This window comes from [Clostridium] ammoniilyticum (assembly GCF_025566905.1).
Classification (GTDB): Bacteria; Bacillota_I; Bacilli_A; order Erysipelotrichales; family Coprobacillaceae; genus Faecalibacillus; species Faecalibacillus intestinalis.
Window position 1 is genome coordinate 65314 of the sequence record NZ_JAOQJR010000011.1, and the last position, 19407, is coordinate 84720.

A 19407-nucleotide genomic window follows, 5' to 3' on the forward strand; every position below is an offset into this window, starting at 1 on the left:
AAATGCTATGCACTGCATAACATTTTAAAAGTCTAAAGCTTCTTTTACAACATCAATTGGCATATCTTGATCTGTCCATAATTTAAATGAAGCAGCTCCTTGATAAAGCATCATTCCTAGACCATTAATTGTTTTACATCCTATTTTTTCAGCTTCTTCTAATAATTTTGTTTTTTCTGGCATATAAATAACATCTGAAACAATTAAATCTTTTCTTAAATAAGAAGTATCTGGTAAAACCATTTTTCCTTCTAATTTACCCATACCTACATTTGTTGCATTTGTAAAAATAATTGACTCATTGATTTCTTTTCTTAATGTTTCATGATCATTTAAATCAAATAATTGTGCTTTACATTGAGTTTGTGAATTGATTTTTTCTACATTTTCTAAAGCACGATCCCATGAAGCATCTTTAATATTGAAAATACTGATTTCTTTAACACCATCTAATGCAGCTTGCATGACGATTGCAGTAGCTGCTCCACCTGCACCAACAATTGTCATCTTTTTACCAATAATATCAATTCCTTGATCTTTTAAAGCTGTCATATAACCTGTTCCATCTGTAATAGTTCCAGTTAAAACACCATGATCATTAATAACAGTATTAATAGCGCCACACATTTTAGCAATTGGTGTAATATGATCTAAATATTGACCAATTGTTGTTTTATAAGGCATTGAAACATTCCATCCTCTTACATTTAAAGCTTTGAAACCTTTTACTGCATCTTCTAATTGATCTGGTTGAATATCAAAAGCTAAATATGCATAATCTAAGCCTAAAGCACGACATGCAGCATTGTGCATCACTGGTGATTTAGAATGTCTAATTGGTGTAGCAATAAGTCCCAATAATTCTGTATGTCCTGTAATTCTTTTTTCCATTTTTATTTCCCCCATATATACTAATAAAAAAGTCTCTTCATCCCATAAGGACGAAAGAGACCATCGCGTTACCACCTTACTTCGTTATTATTTCACAATAATAACCTTACTAAGTACCTACATACTCATACACGTTAACGGGTGTTACCGGAGATATTTACTAACTTCAATACTCTACTCCAAGAGGAATTCAATCATCAAACATAACTTTTTTTCACCAACCAAAAGCTCTCTACTTATGTTTTAATCATCTACTACTTCTTTTCACTGTATTTATTTGTATTAAACCACTTCGTCATTTATTTGTCAAAGATTTTTATAAGCATATTGCAAAATATCGCCCCCTCATGGGACGATATTTATTTTAATCTATTTTCTTTTTTCTAATATAAGTTAAAACAACTAAACTTCCTACCAATAATAAAGCAATACCTATAATATTTTCATCATCACCTGTTTTTACTTTTTTAACATCTTGTTTGTTTTCTGCTTTTACAGGTGTTTCCACCACATTTGATTCAATAATAAATTCAGTAGATGCACTTCCTGTTGTTGAATTAATACTTATTGTATGTTTTCCAACTGATAAAGTATTTAAATAATCACTTTTTAATGTGATAATCGTGCTTCCTTCTTTAGATGAATAATTCTTTGAATCAATTATCTTACCATCAATAGATACACTTACAAAATCAGAATAATCTGCATCTGAAACAAATACAAAATCTATTTTGCTATCTTTTCTCCATTTACTATTTTGACCTTTTATAATTTTAGGCGTTTTAATATTTACCATTCTTTCATATCCACAAACATTACAAACAGTATCTTTATCATCATCAAATATATGTTTCGATTCATCTTTATGATTATGACATACTGTACATTCTTGCCAATGAATTTCTTCATTATTCATCCATTTTGTAGAATAATTATGTTCTAATAAATCACCATATTCTTGATTACAAAGTTCACAAACAGCTTTTTGTATGCAAGTAGCTTTTCCACCTGAATGATTTGTACATGTAATTTGTCCATTATTTATAATTGTGCCATTTACAACAACCGTACCATTGTTCGTAAATTTAGCTTTATCAGGAATTGTTAATGTTGTTCCTTCTGGTATTATTAAAGTTTTTTCAGATGAAACCGTTTCTTCACCGATTACAGTGGCATTACCAATAACTTTACCATTATTACCATTGAAAAGAACACTATCATTAATAGAATCATAAGATTCATTTCCTGTTGTTGTTATCCAAGATTGATTAATTGTTGTTGTTTGTCTAGCTTTTATTCCTTCTATATCTTGTGGAGCATTAGCGTCTACTTTACTGTTTTCTATAGAAAGATTACCTCTTGTAAAGATTGCGATATCACCTGTACTAGTTGCATTAATGGTACTATTTGAAATAGATAAAGCAGCATTTCCAAATAAAGCAGGATAGTATCCTTCAGCTTCAATTTGTGCATTTTCAATTTTTAAATTATTCGCATAAATACCGTTGCTTTCTTTACTTATTGCCTTAATAGTTCCACCATTAATTTCTAAATTATTATCTACGCTTAAAGCAGCATCATAGCCTCTAGCCACCACTTTAGAATTTCCAAGCACTTTCATAGGAGAAAGAGAAATAATTCCAAAACCTGCATATTTTCCTGTTGTTGATTTTGCTTCCGCTTCTAAATAACTATTATCTTTTAAAGTTATAGATGCACCAAATGATTCTAGTCCTGAAACAGAATATTCCGATGGCGTTTCAGGGTCATCTTGTAAACAAATAAGTTTCGCGTTATCTTCTAATAAAACCGAATGAGTAGTATCCCCATTCTTTACTCCCAATTGTAAAGGCGCGTATGTTCCATTTCCTGTATATGTAAGAACCGCATTTCCTGATATCACACATTTTCCATTCCATTCAGCCGAATTTCGTGCCACATTTACATTGATTGTTGTATCCGTAACATGAAGTGCACTATTCATATAAGATGTTTTTTGTGTTACAGTAAAACCTTCTGTATTCAATACTCCTGATCCATATATAGTTAAATCATTAGCTGAAATTCTTTTTAGTTTATTACTTGTATCTTTAGGCACTTCAACTACCATCTTCACAGGGCTATTTTGTACTATAAAGCCCCCATTACATACTAAATTATTAAGTTTTAAATAAAAAGCTTGATCAACTTCATTAGGATTATTACTTCCCCAAAAATTAATTTGTTTATCAGTCGTACCTGTCAATTCATAATTAACATCTCTTTTACGAATATTAATGCCTGTATCTGTAATTTTATAGTTTTCATTTTCAACATTTGCTCCTCCTACATCAATGACGATTGGTGCATTCGTTGGTGTTGCCGCCATTACTGAAACTGGCGCTAATAGTAGCATAAAGCAAAATGTTACAAGCATTGTAATGAGTTTCTTATTCATATTTTTTCCTCCTTCACCATTAAATATTGATACCGCAACTCTCATATAAAACTAATAAATAATCGTTACTTTAAATTGTACAAGCACCATTTTTTGAGACTGCATGTCTCATCTATCTATAATATACTTCTTTCCCTCTTATTTGTCAATTTCACACACAAAAATTATATGCAAAATAAAAGACATCAACTTAAGAATATAATCTTAAAGTTGATGTCTCTTTTATTTTTTCATCCATGTATGGGGACAATCTTCATCATAATCAATATCTCCATAAGCAACAAATCCTAATTTTTCATAAAAAGGTTTAGCTTGTAATTGCGCATGTAAACAAACATTTCCTTGAATTAAAGAACAGGCAGTTTTAACAATATATTGTCCTACTTTTTTTCCTCGATATTCTTTAATAACTGCAATTCTTCCAAGCACATTTGACTTTAAAGATTCATCATAATAAAAACGACATGTTCCTATCGGTTGATTATTTCCAAAAACAACAAGATGTTGACAAAGATCATCTAAATCATCAAATTCATCTTTAAATCCTTGTTCTTCCATAAAAACTTTAATTCTAATTTCTTTTGCTTCTTGAGGCAATTGATCATAAATTTTATAATTCATATTTTTCTCCTATAATAACATTGTTGCGACAACAATTGGAATTGTAATCACTGATAATAAAGTTGAAACAACAATATTTCTTGTAACGATTTTTACATTTGCATTATATTGTGTTGCCAGCATTAAAACCATTGATCCTACTGGCATCGCATTTGTAATAATTGTAATATTAGCGTAATAAGCATCAATGTGTAATAAACGACACATGATCATTGTTACAAAAGGAACAATCATTAAACGAACAAAAGCAAAGACATAACTACGCCAATCTGTAAAACTATCTTTAATAGGATAAACAGCTAATGATGAACCAATCATCATCATTGAAAGTGGAGCTGTAAGTGAACCAACACTATTAATCGTATCCATAAGTACACTAGGAAGTTGAATATCGAATAAGTAAATAAATATTCCTACAAAAATCAAAATAATTCCTGGTGTTAATAATTGTTTAAAATTTAATTTAAATTCACTATCGTCTCCTTTTGTTAGACACATAATAGCGTATGTATACACAAAAAAGTTAAAAGCCATATGAATAAGTGATGCATAGAAAACAGCTTCTTGTCCAAAAACATCTAATAAAACAGGATATCCCATAAATCCTGTATTCGCAAAAACGACCATACATTCATAAACAGGCCAATCTTTTTTAGGAAATGGAAAGATTCGATTAATGATTTTCCCTAAAATAATAAAACCGATATACATTAAAATACCTGCACCTATCATTAAAAAGACAATACTTTTATTACTTCCTTCAACCCCCGCAATAGAACTAATAATCAACATTGGTGAAGCAACATTGACAATTAAAGCTGATATTTTTTTATTTGTATATTCATCAAAAATATGACATTTAAATAAAACAAATCCTAAAATAAGTAATAAAAACAATTTCAACATTGTTTGAAAGACAACCATGATATCCATAAATTTCCCCCTCTATAAATCCTTACTATCTTATCACAACTCAATTTTTTCTTTTGTTTTTTTCAAAAAACTAAAATAATATCATTTTTGCCTGTGTATCATAACAAAAAAATTGTAATAAAAGGGGTAATCCCAAATTATTACAATCTTTTAATTATTCTAACAAAGATTAATATAAATCTTTCTTTGTTCTCTTTAATTTTAAAAATAAAGTACCTAAACCAATAAAAATAATTAATAAAACAACAATCATATAGAAAGTTCCAATACCTAATGTTTTTGAACCTAATAAAGATAAATCAAATCCAAACCATCCTGTTGGTGCACCATAATTTAAAAAATTATAAGGAGCCAACATATCCTTGTACCATCTTATATGAAAAACATTTCCTAAAACAATCACATAACCTACATAAACAAGTGGTGGTACTACTGAATAATAAACATGTTTTTCATCTGGTCTATAGTGTTCACTAAATAATAGAAAATCAATAATAGCAAGAACTGGTGTAATGAAATGTACACATAAACTTCCTGCTCCATTATTTAAATAGGCACCAATAAATCCCTGACTATTCGTTGGTGCAAGTAACAACATATAAACAAAGAACGTTAATGTAATGGAAATCGTTGCCATAAATTTAATAAGGTACATCCCTTGTGGTATATATTTTGCTTTTTTTAGATCATAAATAATGAAAATCACTAACACAATATCTATAAAGATATTGGATAAATTCGTAAAATACGTAAAAAACATCCAATGATCTAATGATTGTAACATTCCATAAAGAGATGCGACTACTGCAATGATTTTCATTATTAAAGATATCTTACTCTTTTTCATTTTTATCACCCGCAACACTATACCACAATATACTTTGAGGTTCAAATGTTTTTATGAACTCTTTTTTTGATAAAGACGAATTACAAAAATAATGATACTTAATGAAACAAAAGCAACAAATAATGTTAATAATACATTTTGTGTAAATCCAGCAACAAGATATCCTATAAAACAAGCACTTGCGACAACTAAGGCATATGGAATTTGAGTGGTTACATGATAAAGATGATTACATTGCGCCCCTGTAGAAGCCATAATTGTCGTATCTGAAATAGGTGAAATATGATCACCACAAACGGCACCTGCAAGAATGGAAGCAATGGAAATCACCAACATTGTTGATCCTTCTGGAAATAAAGAAGTTGCCATCGGAATCAAAATACCAAAAGTTCCCCAAGATGTCCCTGTTGAAAAAGAAAGACCTGCCCCAACAATAAATAAACATGCTGGTAAAATAGCTGTTGAAATAGAAGCAGATTGTAACGTATTATAAACAAATGCCCCTGCTTGTAACTGATTAGAAACTAAATCTCCTAAAGACCATGCAAGAACCAAAATCAAAATAGACGGAACCATTGCTTTAAAACCTTCAGGAATACATTCTACAAATTCATTATAAGAAATTATTTTTCTTGGAATATATAAAATAAAGACAAAGATCAAAGTAACAAATGTACCATAAACAAGCCCTCTCGAAGCATCACATTGACTAAAAGCAGTAATTAAATCTTTTCCATCAAAGAATCCTCCAGTATAAATCATCCCAATAATACAACTCATAATTAAAACAATAACAGGTAAAATCAAATCTAGAACTTTCCCCTTTTGATTATAAGAAATTTCTTCATTTGTCTGATAAGAATCATCCCCAAAACAAACATCGCCATTTTGAGCAGCTAATTCATGTTTTTTCATCTTTCCAAGATGAAACTCACTGCCAATAACATAACAAACCATGACAATTGTTAAAAGAGCATAAAGATTAAAAGGAATTGTATTTAAAAACAATTGAAAACCATCCCCTGAGGTATAACCACTTACAGCTGCAGCCCATGATGAAATAGGTGCAATAATACAAACAGGTGCTGCTGTACTATCAATAATATAGGCAAGCATTGCTCTTGAAACTTTAAATTCATCTGTGATTTCACGCATAACACTTCCAACTGTTAAACAGTTAAAGTAATCATCAACAAAGATAACAACGCCTAAAATAAAAGTAGAAAACAAAGATTGTTTAGAAGATTTCATCTTCTTTTTAGCCCATTTTCCATAAGCTTGACTTCCTCCACTTTTAGTCATTAAAGTCACAATAATTCCTAACATTACTAAAAATATTAAAATTCCAATATTAGAAGGTTTACTTAAACAATTAACAACTGTATCAAACAATAAATTTAAACTTTCAACAAGATGAAAATTTGTTAGTAATAAAGTTCCTGAAACAATTCCAATGAGTAATGAAATATAAACTTCTTTTGTTTTTAAAGCAAAAATAATTGCGATTACAGGCGGTAATAAAGCCCATATTGTCTTTACATAATTCATTCTTTCCCTCCATAAAAAAAGTACCTTGAGAATATCAAAGTACTTTACATACAAGATAGCTCTCCACTAAAAAGTGACAAGAAATTATATATTTTATAATTTCCCAGATAAATAACATTTGGTGCTGTTATTTTCTTCGGCACGTTTCCCTTTCATTGTTGACTGTCACCAAACATTATCAACAATTACTCTTGATTCATGCACCTCTACCAATTCTTCTATTTTGTCTTTTCAAGAATAACAAAGTCCAACATACTTGTCAATCAAATTGTATGAAATCAAGTACAATTTATTATGATATAATACCTTTAGGAGGTAGTAAAATGAATGATTATATCATAAACTTTTTAAAAGAAATCATGGCAATTGATAGTCCTTCTGGATATACCAAAGAAGTCATTCACCATTGTCAAAAAGAAGCTGAGAATTTAGGATTTCATACGCATCAAACAAATAAAGGAAATCTAGAAATTTATGTTGAAGGTCAAGATGATTATACAGTAGGATTTTGTGGTCATGTGGATACTTTAGGATTAATGGTTAGAAGTATTAAAAGTGATGGCACATTAGCTTTTACAAATGTTGGTGGTCCAATTATTCCTACATTGGATGGTGAATATTGTCGTATTCATACAAGAAGTGGTAAATGTTATACAGGAACAATTCTTTCTAATTATCCTGCTGTTCATGTTTATAAAGATGCTAAAAGTGCACCGAGAGATTGTGAAAATATGCATGTAAGAATTGATGAAGTAGTTAAAAATAAAGAAGATGTACAAGCTTTAGGTATTCAAAATGGTGATTATATTGCTTATAATCCTAAAACTGAAATTACAGCATCTGGTTTTATTAAATCACGTTTTTTAGATGATAAAATGTCTGTCGCTATTTTATTTGGAATACTTAAGCATTTAGCTAATAATCATATTAAACCCAAACATAATCTCATTGTTATTATTTCTACTTATGAAGAAGTAGGACACGGAAGTAGTTATATTCATCCTAATATTGATGAATTGATTGCTGTAGATATGGGATGTATTGGTGAAGATTTAGCTTGTAGTGAATATGATGTCAGTATTTGTGCTAAAGATGGTAGTGGACCTTATGATTATGATTTAACTTCTAAACTCATTGAACTTGCAAGTACGCATCAGTTACAATACGCTATTGATATTTATCCTTATTACAGCAGTGATGTTTCAGCCGCTTTACATGGTGGTCAAAATATTAAAGGCGCTTTAATTGGCCCAGGTGTAGCAGCTAGTCATGGTATGGAAAGAACACATCTTCAAGCTGTAGAAAATACTTTAAAATTATTACTTGCTTATATAGCATAAAAATGTTGTCAAATGACAACATTTTTATTTTACTTTAACACCAAGGATCCCTATTAAATCTACAGCTTGAAAATCATTAATAATCAATCCTTTTAAACTTGCTAGATCAAACATTGCCCCTTGTATTTGACATGTAGATAAATCTAATCCTTTATGATGTAATGAAGCAAGTTCACTTTGTATTAAATTTGTTTCATTAAATTGTATTTTTTTAAAGTTTGCATCATAAAATGATGCTTCTTGTAAATCACAATGATCAAACATAACATTTAACAATTGACTTGATGATAAATTACTATAACGTCCCTGACAATGATCAAATAAAACATCTTTTAAATTTGTTTCAATAAAAGAAGTTCCTGTTAATTTACAGTTTTTAAATTGTACACGATTTAAATATTGATGATCAAAATTTTGATTTGATAGATCACATTTATCAAAAGTAACATCTATTAAATCAAGATGCTTTAATGAAACTTTAGTAAAATCAATATTTTCAAAAAGACAACCATCAAAAGTTAAATCTTGAATAATTGTTCTTTGTTGAATATTTTGATCAATATGAACATCTTGAAATTTCATTTTTTTTAAACATTCTTCAAAACTTGTTTTTTCTATATAGGATAGTTTAGGTGCAACTAACTTCATTTTTTCTCCTTCTTTAAGGAATCCCAAAAATTCCAAAATTCTTTTTTTTGAACAATTCCATTTTTACTTAAAATAACATAATCTTCTCCTTGCCAAGCATAAAAGACATCTGTTTCTTTAAAATCATTTTTTAAATAAAATTGTTTTCTTTTTATTCTTTGTTCTTTATTAGAAGTATCTTTAATTTTTTCAATATCTACAATAATCTTTTTAGAATCATATTGTTTTGCTAGATCATTAAGAATATAGCTTCCTATACCTTGATCACGATATTCTTTTTTTACAGCAAGATATAAAATATGCGCTATTTGACTTTGAATACATAAAATGGCAAAACCTACAAGTTGATTTTCTTGATAATAACCATAAATAGCGCCTAAATGTAATTCATCAAATAATCGAGTTAAATCCATTTGTTCATTTTTTGGAAATGCTTGTTGATAAAGGGTATACACTTCTTCTATTTCTGTGCTATGAAAAGCGATTTGTTTTTTTATCATTTTAAAAAACTCTTAATTTCTTAAGAGTTTAAATAAGTCCTTTTTCTTCTAATTGTTTTAAACAATAAGCAATTCCATTATCGTTGTTAGATAAAGTAATGTAGTTTGCTCTTTCTTTTACTTCATCTACAGCATTTTCCATAGCAACACCATATCCACAATATTCAATTAATGATAAATCATTATAACCATCACCAAAAGCAATTGTTTCTTCTTGTTTAATTCCTAATTTCTTACATAAAACATCTAAAGAAGCAGCTTTATCAATTCCATTTGCCATACATTCAATAAAATAAGGATCACTTCTATAAATAGACATCTTTCCTTCATATGGAGCTTTGAATTCATCTAAAATTTGAGCCACATATGCAGGTTCTCCAGTAATCAATACTTTATTGACATCAAAGTTCACTTCTTTTTTAAAATCTTGAACATGTTTAATATTCATTTTTGTTGTGAAACTTTCTAATTGAATCCAATGATCTCCAATATCTTCTGTAATGATTTCAGTAGCGTTATATGTAAGTGGTGATAAACCAAATGCTTTGGCACGATCATACATTTCATGAGCAACTTTACTTGATAATGTTTGTTCATAAACAACTTCATTTGTTTTATAATCTAAAACTCTTGCTCCATTGAAAGATAATAAATATCCTCCTACTTGATCTAAAGTTAATTCTTTTGCTTCTTTAAAGATACCAGCTGTTGGTCTTCCAGAAGCTAAAACAATAATAACACCTTTTTGTGCTAATTTAATAAGTTCTTGCTTTGTTTCTTCTAAAATATTTTTATTTTTATCTGTTAATGTTCCATCTAAATCTAATGCTATTAATTTATACATTTTTCTACCTACCTTTGCGACTATTATAACAAAGCCTTTATAAAAAACAAAATTATTTCTTAAAAAGAAAAAACAATGTTTTCACATTGCTTTTTCACGCCCCTGCCAAGGACTTTCATTATAACATATTTTATAATTCAAAAATATGATTTAATAGTTCTATTCCTGTTTTTGTTTTAAAAACATTCTTTTTCATTTTTTCGATAGCTTCTTTAGTGAAATTCGATTCATCACCATTTACTAAAAAGTCAGCTTCTAATAAAATTTGATAATCTAAACCATCTACATCTTTATACGTATGATGATGTCCTACTAAATAAGCCACACGTTCAATAAAAGCTTCATCTAAAGAATAATTTTTTAAGAAATCTTTTACTAAAACTGGTCCTTCTTGTTCTTGTAAATATCCTGTAGAATTTCCATATTTTTCACGACACATTGGACAAGCTATATCATGAACAATAGCAGCTACTTCGAGTATTTCTTGTTCTCTTTTTTCTAAATGCTCTAATTTTCCAATAATACGTGCATATTGATGCACTTTTAAAAAATGGGCAACATCATGTTTGATTTTATTTCCTTGAGTATATAAAATCATGCCTTGTTCAATTTCTTCAATCATTTTCTTTCTCCATTTGATCAATAAGTTCGATTACTTCTTGAATCATCCCATCACAATGAGGTTTCTTTTGTCCACCATTCTTTGCATTTTCTTTAAGTAAATCTGCACAATTAATAAGTCCATGATGATTATTAGAAATTGTTTTGATAAATTGGTTCACTTTTGCTGGTGAATCAATTCCTTTTGCTCCTAAAATCATTAAACCACTGGTAATAGCACCACAGACGCTCCCACATTTCATACCACCACCAAAGTTACATCCCAAATGATTAGCAAGTTCTTTATTGATTCCTAAATCATCGGCATAAACTTCCATAATTGTTTGTGCACAATTATGAACCATGGGTGTAGCATTTCTTAATTCTTTTGCTTTTTCTATATGTTTATTCATCTTTCAAATTCCTTTTCTTTTTATATCTTTATTATAACGAATTTTTATTTTGAATAAATCTTTTTTTGCCAACTTCTTTTTTGACAATGTGGACATTTCATATATCTTGTTCTTCCATAATGCATTGCAAAATAAACTTGTTGATAGCTTGGAATATATTTATGATGACACTTTTGACATTCATAATAGCCTTCTTCTGTTTCTATTTTTAAAGCAATTGATACACCAATAATCAAAAAGATAAAGCTTAAGATAAACAAGATGACTTTTAATACACTGTTTTCAACAAAATAAACAGACATAAAAATTAAAATCAAAAAGATACTCGTTGAACCAATGCCAATAACATTTTCATAAAAGAACATTTTCTTTGTTTGTTTTACTTCCTGATTGGCCATCATTAATAAATTATCTTCTGCTTTTTGTTGATAATTTCTTTCTTCGATAAATTCTCCCGTTAACAGCTCATTGACTGAAATATCTAATATTTGACAGAGTTCTAACATATACATAGGATCTGGTAGACCCTTTCCTCTTTCCCATTTAGAAATTGTCCGATCACTAATTCCTAAATAGCTTGCAAGTTTAGCTTGTGTAAGCTTTTTATCTTTTCTTCTTTGAGCAATAAAACTTCCTATTTTTTCTTGATTCATAACTTTCACCTCACTTGCATTTTATGTATATTCATACAAAATGTAAACAAACGTATCGTAGAGATAAGAAAAGCAGCCTTAATTGGCTGCTTGATGATGATAAACTTTTGGGCGTACATGAATGAAATAAACAAGTGCTAGTGCTAATACAGTAACAAACCAACTAATTGGATAAATGATTAATAAATGATCGTATGAGGCAATTGATGGATAAATTGTATATAAGTAAGCAAGTCTTACTCCACAAATTCCCGCAACACAAATACCTGCTGGAACACTTGAATAACCAACACCTCTCATTACACTTGAGAAAACTTCAATTGACATGTTAAGGAATTGGAATGGTAAAATAATTTTCATTCTTGTATAAGCTAAACTAGCTACTGAAGCATCTGATGTAAAGAAACTAATAAAGAAATGATCAAAGATTACAAATATCATACAAGCAACCATTGTTGTTGCTCCCCCTAATAAGAAAGATTGAAGTGTAATCTTTTTACAACGGTCATATTTTTTAGCACTATAATTTTGTCCAATAAATGTAACCGCAGCTTGAGCAAATGAACTTAATATATAATAAGCAAAATATTCATAGTTTAAAGCTGCTGAACTGGCTGCAATAGCATCTGATCCTAAAGCATTTAATGATGATTGAATGCAAACATTTGAAATAGAGAAAACCATACCTTGTAAACCAGCTGGAACCCCAATTTTCGCAATTCTTTTTAAAATTCTTCCATTAATTTTTAATTCTTTTAAATCAATTCTTAAAGCATCTGTTTCATGTATTAACCAATAAAGTAACATCATAGAACTAAAGATATTAGAAACAACAGTTCCAATAGCTACTCCTTCTACAGACATATGTAAAACAACAACAAAGAATAAATTTAAAATAATGTTAATGACTCCACCAATAAATAATGCAATAAGTGGTCTTTGAGTATCTCCTTTACTTCTTAAAACAGCTGCAGCAAAGTTATAGAGCATGACAAAAGGAACCCCAATAAAATAAATTTTTAAATATACTTCTGCAAGATTAATAATATCATCTGGTGTTGACATCAACTCTAAAATAGGTCTTGCGAAAAAGAATCCTACAAACAATAAAACAATTCCAATAATCACCGACATTAAAATTGAAGTATGTGCTGCAAGTGATGTTCTCTTTTCATCATTTTGTCCTATAAATGATGCAATAACAACATTAGCACCTATTGATAACCCTACAAATGAGTTAACAAGTAAATTAATGATTGGACCATTTGCTCCAACGGCAGCTAATGCCCCGCTTCCTGCAAAACTTCCGACAACAGCAACATCTGCTGCATTAAATAATTGTTGTAAAATACTACTTGCTGCTAATGGTAAAGCAAAAAGTATGAGCTTGTTCCAAATAGAACCATTTAACATATCAAATGTTTTCTTTTTCTTCATATTATCCCTCCTGTTTACTATTCTATTTCTTTTAATTCAAGATGTACAATAATAATTGTGCAATCTACTATAACTTAAATGTATAGTGATATTTTATCTTCTTTATTTTTATTATTCCAATACTTTTATTGTAGATAATATTATGCTTATAAAGCATATTTTGACAAAGAAAAAAGAAATGAAATCATTTCTTTGTCATACGATATTGCTTTTCTAAAGTAAGCCAACGTGATGCCTCCACATGAAAGAATGCTTCTAATTTTTTAGCAATTTCTTCATTAAGTTCACATTCCCCTAAAATAAGTTGTGTCACTTCATCTAGATTCATATCCATCTTTTGTGCAAAATCGTTATAAGAGATATTTAAAGTTGTAAGTATATCTCGAATATAATATCCCGGTGCATAAGCAACCGCATTTGTACTTTTATCCATCTTTTTCACCCAATATGTATTATATTCTTTCTGTTATTTTGTTGCAATAAATTATTTCCAAGGAAATAATTTAGAAAAGAGTCAGAAAAAATCTAACTCTTAAATAATTTGGAAAATATAGAATTTTAAATAAGATGTTTCTTCCATTGTCCATAAAATAGGATGATCTGCATTTTGTTGAGTAACAGAAACTTGTTTTAAAACAACGCCTGCTTCACTTGCAGCTTCTCTTAACATTTTTTCAAAATTAGCTGTTTCCATAAAACGTGAACAACTACATGTAATAAGATATCCTCCATTTTTTAAAACTTTCATTGCTTGTTTATTGATTCTTTTATAACCATTATAAGCTTTTTGAACAGTTCTTCTTGATTTCGTAAATGCTGGTGGATCTAAAACAATTATATCAAATTCATTTTCTTTTAATTCATCTAAATAATCAAAGACATCTGCTTGTACAAAATCAATTTTTTCTTCTAAATGATTAAGTTTAGCATTTTGATAGCCTTGATCTAATGCTGTTTTAGAAACATCAACAGAAACAACATGACTAGCATTTCCCATAGCAGCATTTAAGGCAAAACCACCTGTATGACTAAAACAGTCAACGACACGTTTTCCATGAGCAATTTTTCTAAGTAAATAACGATTTGATTTTTGATCTAAAAAATATCCTGTTTTTTGTCCATTTTCAACATCTACATGTAATAATAAACCATTTTCATTAATAATTGTTTGTGTAGGTAAATCTTTATTTTTATAATAGCCTTTATATTGTTCTAAACCTTCTTTAGTTCTAATTTGGATATCATTTCTTTCATAAATACCTTTAACATCTTCTCCATCTGCTTTTAAGACATCTAAAACAATTTCATAAATCATATCTTTAATTTGTTCTAAACCATAAGAACTGATTTGACTTACTAAAATATCATTATAACGATCTATCACAAGTCCAGGTAATAAATCAGCTTCTCCAAAAATTAAACGACAATTAGATAAATTATCTCCTTCAACAGTTTTTCTAAAATCATAAGCTTGTTGAATTCTCTTTTTAAAAAATTCACGATCAATTATTTCTTTTCTATCTTTAGATAAAATACGTACCGTAATATGACTTTTTAAAGAAATAAAACCTGTTCCTAAATATCTTCCTTTATTTGTAACAATATCAACAAGTTCACCATTTTTTATTTGAGGATCACATTGTTCTAAATTATTTTTATACATCCACATTTGACCTTTATCAAGCCAAGTAACACCTTCATCTGAAATAATAATTTCTGGATAATTTCTTTCCATTCTATTGACTCCTTTTATTTAATATTTATACCACCAAAAATACAACGTGCATTAAGATAAATAACTTTTGTATTTTCTATTTTATTTTCTCTTTTATGAAGATCGACACCACCTAAAAAATTAGATGATTGTATTTGAATATTTACATCATCTGGCAAATATAAATCAACCCCACCAAACAAAGTTGAAATCGTAATGTTCGTTTCCTCATTTAAATAAGCCTTTGATAAATCTAATATCAATCCATTAAAAGTAACATCATAATTTCCACCTGTATATAACTGATTATCATAAATATTTTGACGATGTTTCTTTTTATTAAAAGTATCTTTAAAAATCATTTTCAATCCTATTAATACAAAGATAACAGGAACCACTAATTTCCATGCAAATTGAAAATTTATTAATCCTTGACAATAAAGCAATAAATAGATACCTACAATCAAACCTATGATGTTTCCTGTTTTATCTTGATCTTTAAATAAACCAAAAAAACAAGGAACAATAATAAATAATGTCCACCATCCATCAAAGAATAAATCTATATTTGTAATATGAAAAGCATTTAGTCCGATAATAACTCCAATAATGATCAAAATAAGGCCTATAACGGTATTTTCAATTTTTTTCATAAATTTCTCCTCAATTCATCATTATAGCATATAAATAGCATTTTGATTAAACAAAAATAGCACTTATGTGCTATTAATGAAGTAATTCGATTTCATGAATGAAATCATGTTTTAAGATATCTTCGAATTCATCTGATATTTCTTTAGAAGTTTCTTTCTTTAATTCAATAAGAAATATAATTTGATATTCTTCGATTAGGATTGATGAAGGATTATTCTTCATCAAATGTAAAGCAATCGATAAATTATCATCATTGATTTTACAATTATGTGATTTACAAATTGCCCCTAACTCCTTTCTTGTCATGGTTTGTAACTTATGATTTAATGCGTTCATATCCTTCATATTCACCCCTTCTTTCTTACAAATATTATATCTCTAATAAATAAGGGATTCAACGAATATGACCTATTGTTCGATTTCATAAATGTCTTCCATTTTAATAATTTGACCATTTTGAAGAGTAATTGTTTGATAAATTGAATCTATCTTTTTTATTCTTTGAATGGTCGTCAAATAATCTCCACCTGATTTTTTTTGATCTTTTTTGAAGTAAGTAATTTTTATCTTTTCTTTAGTTTCTATAAAATAAAGTAATTTTTGATTTAAAATACTTTTTTTATTTTCATCAAGCTCCTTTTTATCTTCTGTTAGCCTTTGGGTTTCTTGAATAAGTTGTTTATGTCCTGTAAGAGCAGCAAAAGGAGCAAACTGTGCTGCACGATTTTTTTGAGACATATGTTTATACTTTTTAGATTTTTTATAAGGAAGATTTATGATATCACTATAATCATGAATATTTTTGATTGTGGCCATTACGCTTTATGTCCCCCTATAATTTCATTTCTTTCTCTTGTTGTTGCTCCTTCTTCTAAATTCATTCCTTTAAGAATTGCATTTTTACCATATTTTTGTTTGATTTTAAGAGTTGCTTTTTGTAAATTCTTTTCTTTTTCTAAAGATTCTTTTTCATATTTTTGATTTATATTTTGATGATTTGTAAATAAATTCAATTGTTGATGATAAATCATATCTTTTACTTTATCTTCATATAAAACATTGGATGCTGAAATATTGATTCTTTTAACCAATAAATTCCTATTTACTATTTCATCAAATTTCTTTATTACTTCTTTAATTATCAATTTTGATGATGAAGTATAACGCTCTAAATTGATTGTTCCGTGTGCATGTTTAGGAATCTTTCGATTATAACGATCAATCATCATTTCTCCATGATATTCATTATCTTTATCATAACCAATCGTTAAAACAATTTGATTGGTTACTAATCCTTTTTCTACTAAATCAAGTGCTAACAAATCTAACATTTCTTTAACAATCAATTTTGTTTTTTCAAAATTATAAGGACGACTTAATACCTGACCTGTTCCAATACTATTTCTTTCGGGTTTATAATTTTTAATATCTTTCATTGTACATGATTCATAACCCCATGCATGGTCAATAAGTAACTCAGCATTAACACCAAATAAATCATAAAGAAGTTTTTCATTATAATATTCATTCTCTGCACCTTGTGAACATTTTGCGATATCTCCCATTGTATAAAGTCCTTCTTTTTCTAATTTTTTAGCATATCCTTTCCCTACTCGCCAAAAATCAGTGATTGGACGATGATTCCATAAATACTTTCGATATCTTTCTTCATTAAGTAAGGCAATACGTTGCCCATTATCATCTTTGTTTATATGCTTAGCAACTATATCCATTGCGACTTTACATAAATATAAATTCGTACCAATTCCTGCTGTCGCTATAAGGCCTGTTGTTTCATAAATATCACTTAAAATTTGGGAAGCTAACTCTTTAGGTGTTTTTTGATAAATGTGAGTATAATGTGTTATATCCATAAAAACTTCATCAATTGAATAAACATGAATGTCTTCAGGAGAAACATATTTAAGATAAATTTTATATATTTCTTGGCTCCACTTCATATAATGGGACATTCTTGGAGTTGCTATTTCATAAGCTATTTTTAAATGTTTATTTTTTTGTAGTTTACTTTCTAAGCATGATTCACCATTAAAATAATGACTTTCTTTTAACCTTTTATTATTTTCTCTGTTAATGATTTGGATTACTTCAAATAATCTTGCTCTACCTGAAATACCATATTTCTTTAAAGAAGGAGAAACAGCTAGACAAATTGTTTTTTCTGTCCTGCTAGCATCAGCAACAACAAGATTTGTATCTAAAGGATCATAACCTTTTTCAATACATTCGACAGAAGCATAAAATGATTTAAGATCTATCGCTAAAAAAATGCCCATTTTGCATCTCCTTTCTTTCATAAAAATATAGTAAAATATCTTATCTAAATATATAACAAAAATTCAAAAAAAGTAATAAGTTATTTTATAAATAATATTTAACTGATTATTTATGGTGTATACACTTTTTTATTTATTTTTTTAAACTTTTCTATATAATAAAGACCTAGGAGGAATTTATGAAAGAATATAAAACACTTTTATTTGATATAGATGGTACTTTACTTGATTTTAAAAAAGCTGAAGACTATGCTATGCATAAAACATTTAGTGATCATCATTTAGAATTAACATCAGAAATATTTGAAATTTATGAAGAAATAAATTCAAAATTATGGAAAGATTTTGAATTAGGATTAATTGATAAAAAAACAGTAGTTTATACGCGTTTTGTTAAATTATTTAATAAACTTGGAATTAATGAAGATGGTGTTGCATTTGAAGATGAATATCAATGGAATTTAGGGCATGGTACGTATTTGATTAAACATGCCATTGAAATATTAGAATATCTTTCTAAAAAATATGATCTTTATGTTGTGACAAATGGCGTGGCTAGTACACAATATAATCGATTAAAGTTATTAGATTTAAATAAATATTTTAAAGATATTTTTATATCTGAAGAAATTGGATACCAAAAACCTAAAATTGAGTTTTTTGATTACTGTTTTAGACATATTGAACACTTTGATAAAGATACAGCACTTATTATCGGTGATTCTCTTACAAGTGATATGCAAGGCGGTATAAATGCACAAATTGATACATGTTGGTATAATCCACAACATGATAAAGCATCCATAAAAATTGATTATATTATCCATGATTTAAAAGAATTAGAAAATATGTTATAAGGGTTCTCATACAGGAGAACCTTTTTTGATGAATAAAAAAACGTAAAAAAAAAAAGGAACTGGCAACGAGCTATTTTCGCACAATGTACTATCTTCGCCGCGATGATGCTTAACTTCTGTGTTCGGAATGGGTACAGGTGTGTCCATCATGCTATCATTACCAGATTCTTCTT

Annotated in this window: 21 protein-coding genes, 1 rRNA gene, 1 riboswitch and 1 other annotated feature; of the genes, 2 read left to right on the forward strand and 20 right to left on the reverse strand. The window is 28.5% G+C overall.

Annotation, left to right across the window (positions count from 1 at the left end; all coding sequences use genetic code 11):
* Nucleotides 1–24: 24 nt before the first annotated feature.
* The 6 genes from OCV55_RS10530 to OCV55_RS10555 form a co-directional block, all read right to left on the reverse strand.
* Nucleotides 25–891, reverse strand: a complete 867-nt coding sequence (locus OCV55_RS10530; protein ID WP_032089781.1) for a shikimate dehydrogenase — start codon at nucleotides 889–891, stop codon at nucleotides 25–27.
* Nucleotides 892–934: 43 nt separating this feature from the next.
* Nucleotides 935–1168 (reverse strand) — a binding site (T-box leader).
* 87 nt (nucleotides 1169–1255) lie between these two features.
* Entirely contained in the window at nucleotides 1256–3328 is a 2073-nt protein-coding gene (locus OCV55_RS10535) for a carbohydrate-binding domain-containing protein (RefSeq protein ID WP_147580584.1), read from the reverse strand.
* Between the two features lie 222 nt (nucleotides 3329–3550).
* Complete coding sequence (locus OCV55_RS10540; protein ID WP_147580585.1) at nucleotides 3551–3949, reverse strand: GNAT family N-acetyltransferase; 399 nt, start codon at nucleotides 3947–3949, stop codon at nucleotides 3551–3553.
* A 9-nt stretch (nucleotides 3950–3958) separates the two neighbouring features.
* Nucleotides 3959–4882: an AEC family transporter gene (locus OCV55_RS10545; RefSeq protein WP_022002318.1), complete on the reverse strand. Its 924-nt coding sequence runs from the start codon at nucleotides 4880–4882 to the stop codon at nucleotides 3959–3961.
* A 169-nt stretch (nucleotides 4883–5051) separates the two neighbouring features.
* Nucleotides 5052–5729, reverse strand: coding sequence for a Pr6Pr family membrane protein (locus OCV55_RS10550; RefSeq protein ID WP_147580586.1), 678 nt, complete (start codon nucleotides 5727–5729; stop codon nucleotides 5052–5054).
* Between the two features lie 51 nt (nucleotides 5730–5780).
* On the reverse strand, nucleotides 5781–7277 hold the full coding sequence (locus OCV55_RS10555; RefSeq protein WP_032089777.1) for a Na+/H+ antiporter NhaC family protein: 1497 nt from the start codon (nucleotides 7275–7277) through the stop codon (nucleotides 5781–5783).
* 48 nt (nucleotides 7278–7325) lie between these two features.
* Nucleotides 7326–7494, reverse strand: a riboswitch (Lysine riboswitch).
* A 106-nt stretch (nucleotides 7495–7600) separates the two neighbouring features.
* On the opposite strand from OCV55_RS10555, the gene OCV55_RS10560 reads away from it, so the two are divergent.
* Nucleotides 7601–8617, forward strand: a complete 1017-nt coding sequence (locus OCV55_RS10560) for a M42 family metallopeptidase (RefSeq protein WP_147580587.1) — start codon at nucleotides 7601–7603, stop codon at nucleotides 8615–8617.
* A gap of 24 nt (nucleotides 8618–8641) precedes the next feature.
* Here OCV55_RS10560 and OCV55_RS10565 read toward each other — a convergent pair whose 3' ends face one another.
* The 13 genes from OCV55_RS10565 to OCV55_RS10625 all read right to left on the reverse strand — a co-directional run bounded on the left by OCV55_RS10565 (nucleotide 8642) and on the right by OCV55_RS10625 (nucleotide 18377).
* Nucleotides 8642–9265, reverse strand: coding sequence for a pentapeptide repeat-containing protein (locus OCV55_RS10565; protein WP_022002322.1), 624 nt, complete (start codon nucleotides 9263–9265; stop codon nucleotides 8642–8644).
* The gene (locus tag OCV55_RS10570) at nucleotides 9262–9765 is read right to left on the reverse strand and encodes a GNAT family N-acetyltransferase (protein ID WP_147580588.1); all 504 of its coding nucleotides are present in this window, start codon (nucleotides 9763–9765) and stop codon (nucleotides 9262–9264) included. The genes OCV55_RS10565 and OCV55_RS10570 overlap by 4 nt, the downstream gene beginning before the upstream one ends.
* Nucleotides 9766–9793: 28 nt before the next feature.
* Nucleotides 9794–10609, reverse strand: coding sequence for a Cof-type HAD-IIB family hydrolase (locus OCV55_RS10575; RefSeq protein WP_147580589.1), 816 nt, complete (start codon nucleotides 10607–10609; stop codon nucleotides 9794–9796).
* Nucleotides 10610–10739: 130 nt separating this feature from the next.
* Nucleotides 10740–11231: an HD domain-containing protein gene (locus tag OCV55_RS10580; RefSeq protein ID WP_267309909.1), complete on the reverse strand. Its 492-nt coding sequence runs from the start codon at nucleotides 11229–11231 to the stop codon at nucleotides 10740–10742.
* The gene (locus tag OCV55_RS10585) at nucleotides 11224–11622 is read right to left on the reverse strand and encodes a C-GCAxxG-C-C family protein (protein WP_117827202.1); all 399 of its coding nucleotides are present in this window, start codon (nucleotides 11620–11622) and stop codon (nucleotides 11224–11226) included. The genes OCV55_RS10580 and OCV55_RS10585 overlap by 8 nt, the downstream gene beginning before the upstream one ends.
* Before the next feature lie 44 nt (nucleotides 11623–11666).
* The gene (locus OCV55_RS10590) at nucleotides 11667–12275 is read right to left on the reverse strand and encodes a helix-turn-helix domain-containing protein (RefSeq protein ID WP_147580590.1); all 609 of its coding nucleotides are present in this window, start codon (nucleotides 12273–12275) and stop codon (nucleotides 11667–11669) included.
* Nucleotides 12276–12353: 78 nt separating this feature from the next.
* The gene (locus tag OCV55_RS10595) at nucleotides 12354–13712 is read right to left on the reverse strand and encodes an MATE family efflux transporter (RefSeq protein ID WP_147580591.1); all 1359 of its coding nucleotides are present in this window, start codon (nucleotides 13710–13712) and stop codon (nucleotides 12354–12356) included.
* Between the two features lie 184 nt (nucleotides 13713–13896).
* On the reverse strand, nucleotides 13897–14145 hold the full coding sequence (locus tag OCV55_RS10600) for a helix-turn-helix transcriptional regulator (RefSeq protein WP_022002329.1): 249 nt from the start codon (nucleotides 14143–14145) through the stop codon (nucleotides 13897–13899).
* A gap of 99 nt (nucleotides 14146–14244) precedes the next feature.
* Nucleotides 14245–15447 carry a class I SAM-dependent rRNA methyltransferase gene (locus tag OCV55_RS10605; RefSeq protein WP_117783123.1) on the reverse strand — a complete coding sequence of 401 codons (1203 nt, stop codon included), beginning with the start codon at nucleotides 15445–15447 and terminating at the stop codon, nucleotides 14245–14247.
* A 14-nt stretch (nucleotides 15448–15461) separates the two neighbouring features.
* A complete protein-coding gene (locus tag OCV55_RS10610; RefSeq protein ID WP_147580592.1) occupies nucleotides 15462–16079 on the reverse strand; it encodes a LiaF transmembrane domain-containing protein in 618 nt (205 codons plus the stop codon).
* A 73-nt stretch (nucleotides 16080–16152) separates the two neighbouring features.
* Nucleotides 16153–16425, reverse strand: coding sequence for a DUF2624 family protein (locus tag OCV55_RS10615; protein WP_032089768.1), 273 nt, complete (start codon nucleotides 16423–16425; stop codon nucleotides 16153–16155).
* 63 nt (nucleotides 16426–16488) lie between these two features.
* Nucleotides 16489–16896, reverse strand: a complete 408-nt coding sequence (locus OCV55_RS10620; RefSeq protein ID WP_032089767.1) for a YolD-like family protein — start codon at nucleotides 16894–16896, stop codon at nucleotides 16489–16491.
* Nucleotides 16896–18377, reverse strand: a complete 1482-nt coding sequence (locus tag OCV55_RS10625) for a Y-family DNA polymerase (RefSeq protein ID WP_394802868.1) — start codon at nucleotides 18375–18377, stop codon at nucleotides 16896–16898. The genes OCV55_RS10620 and OCV55_RS10625 overlap by 1 nt, the downstream gene beginning before the upstream one ends.
* Before the next feature lie 179 nt (nucleotides 18378–18556).
* On the opposite strand from OCV55_RS10625, the gene OCV55_RS10630 reads away from it, so the two are divergent.
* Nucleotides 18557–19234, forward strand: a complete 678-nt coding sequence (locus OCV55_RS10630) for a YjjG family noncanonical pyrimidine nucleotidase (RefSeq protein ID WP_032089765.1) — start codon at nucleotides 18557–18559, stop codon at nucleotides 19232–19234.
* A 57-nt stretch (nucleotides 19235–19291) separates the two neighbouring features.
* Here OCV55_RS10630 and rrf read toward each other — a convergent pair.
* Nucleotides 19292–19399 (reverse strand): 5S ribosomal RNA (gene rrf, locus OCV55_RS10635).
* Nucleotides 19400–19407: the final 8 nt, after the last annotated feature.

Bases quoted from the DNA above. Each gene is read 5' to 3' on its own strand.
- OCV55_RS10530 (WP_032089781.1), bottom strand. From the start codon at position 891: ATGGAAAAAAGAATTACAGGACATACAGAATTATTGGGACTTATTGCT.
- OCV55_RS10535 (WP_147580584.1), bottom strand. From the start codon at position 3,328: ATGAATAAGAAACTCATTACAATGCTTGTAACATTTTGCTTTATGCTA.
- OCV55_RS10540 (WP_147580585.1), bottom strand. From the start codon at position 3,949: ATGAATTATAAAATTTATGATCAATTGCCTCAAGAAGCAAAAGAAATT.
- OCV55_RS10545 (WP_022002318.1), bottom strand. From the start codon at position 4,882: ATGGATATCATGGTTGTCTTTCAAACAATGTTGAAATTGTTTTTATTA.
- OCV55_RS10550 (WP_147580586.1), bottom strand. From the start codon at position 5,729: ATGAAAAAGAGTAAGATATCTTTAATAATGAAAATCATTGCAGTAGTC.
- OCV55_RS10555 (WP_032089777.1), bottom strand. From the start codon at position 7,277: ATGAATTATGTAAAGACAATATGGGCTTTATTACCGCCTGTAATCGCA.
- OCV55_RS10560 (WP_147580587.1), top strand. From the start codon at position 7,601: ATGAATGATTATATCATAAACTTTTTAAAAGAAATCATGGCAATTGAT.
- OCV55_RS10565 (WP_022002322.1), bottom strand. From the start codon at position 9,265: ATGAAGTTAGTTGCACCTAAACTATCCTATATAGAAAAAACAAGTTTT.
- OCV55_RS10570 (WP_147580588.1), bottom strand. From the start codon at position 9,765: ATGATAAAAAAACAAATCGCTTTTCATAGCACAGAAATAGAAGAAGTG.
- OCV55_RS10575 (WP_147580589.1), bottom strand. From the start codon at position 10,609: ATGTATAAATTAATAGCATTAGATTTAGATGGAACATTAACAGATAAA.
- OCV55_RS10580 (WP_267309909.1), bottom strand. From the start codon at position 11,231: ATGATTGAAGAAATTGAACAAGGCATGATTTTATATACTCAAGGAAAT.
- OCV55_RS10585 (WP_117827202.1), bottom strand. From the start codon at position 11,622: ATGAATAAACATATAGAAAAAGCAAAAGAATTAAGAAATGCTACACCC.
- OCV55_RS10590 (WP_147580590.1), bottom strand. From the start codon at position 12,275: ATGAATCAAGAAAAAATAGGAAGTTTTATTGCTCAAAGAAGAAAAGAT.
- OCV55_RS10595 (WP_147580591.1), bottom strand. From the start codon at position 13,712: ATGAAGAAAAAGAAAACATTTGATATGTTAAATGGTTCTATTTGGAAC.
- OCV55_RS10600 (WP_022002329.1), bottom strand. From the start codon at position 14,145: ATGGATAAAAGTACAAATGCGGTTGCTTATGCACCGGGATATTATATT.
- OCV55_RS10605 (WP_117783123.1), bottom strand. From the start codon at position 15,447: ATGGAAAGAAATTATCCAGAAATTATTATTTCAGATGAAGGTGTTACT.
- OCV55_RS10610 (WP_147580592.1), bottom strand. From the start codon at position 16,079: ATGAAAAAAATTGAAAATACCGTTATAGGCCTTATTTTGATCATTATT.
- OCV55_RS10615 (WP_032089768.1), bottom strand. From the start codon at position 16,425: ATGAAGGATATGAACGCATTAAATCATAAGTTACAAACCATGACAAGA.
- OCV55_RS10620 (WP_032089767.1), bottom strand. From the start codon at position 16,896: ATGGCCACAATCAAAAATATTCATGATTATAGTGATATCATAAATCTT.
- OCV55_RS10625 (WP_394802868.1), bottom strand. From the start codon at position 18,377: ATGGGCATTTTTTTAGCGATAGATCTTAAATCATTTTATGCTTCTGTC.
- OCV55_RS10630 (WP_032089765.1), top strand. From the start codon at position 18,557: ATGAAAGAATATAAAACACTTTTATTTGATATAGATGGTACTTTACTT.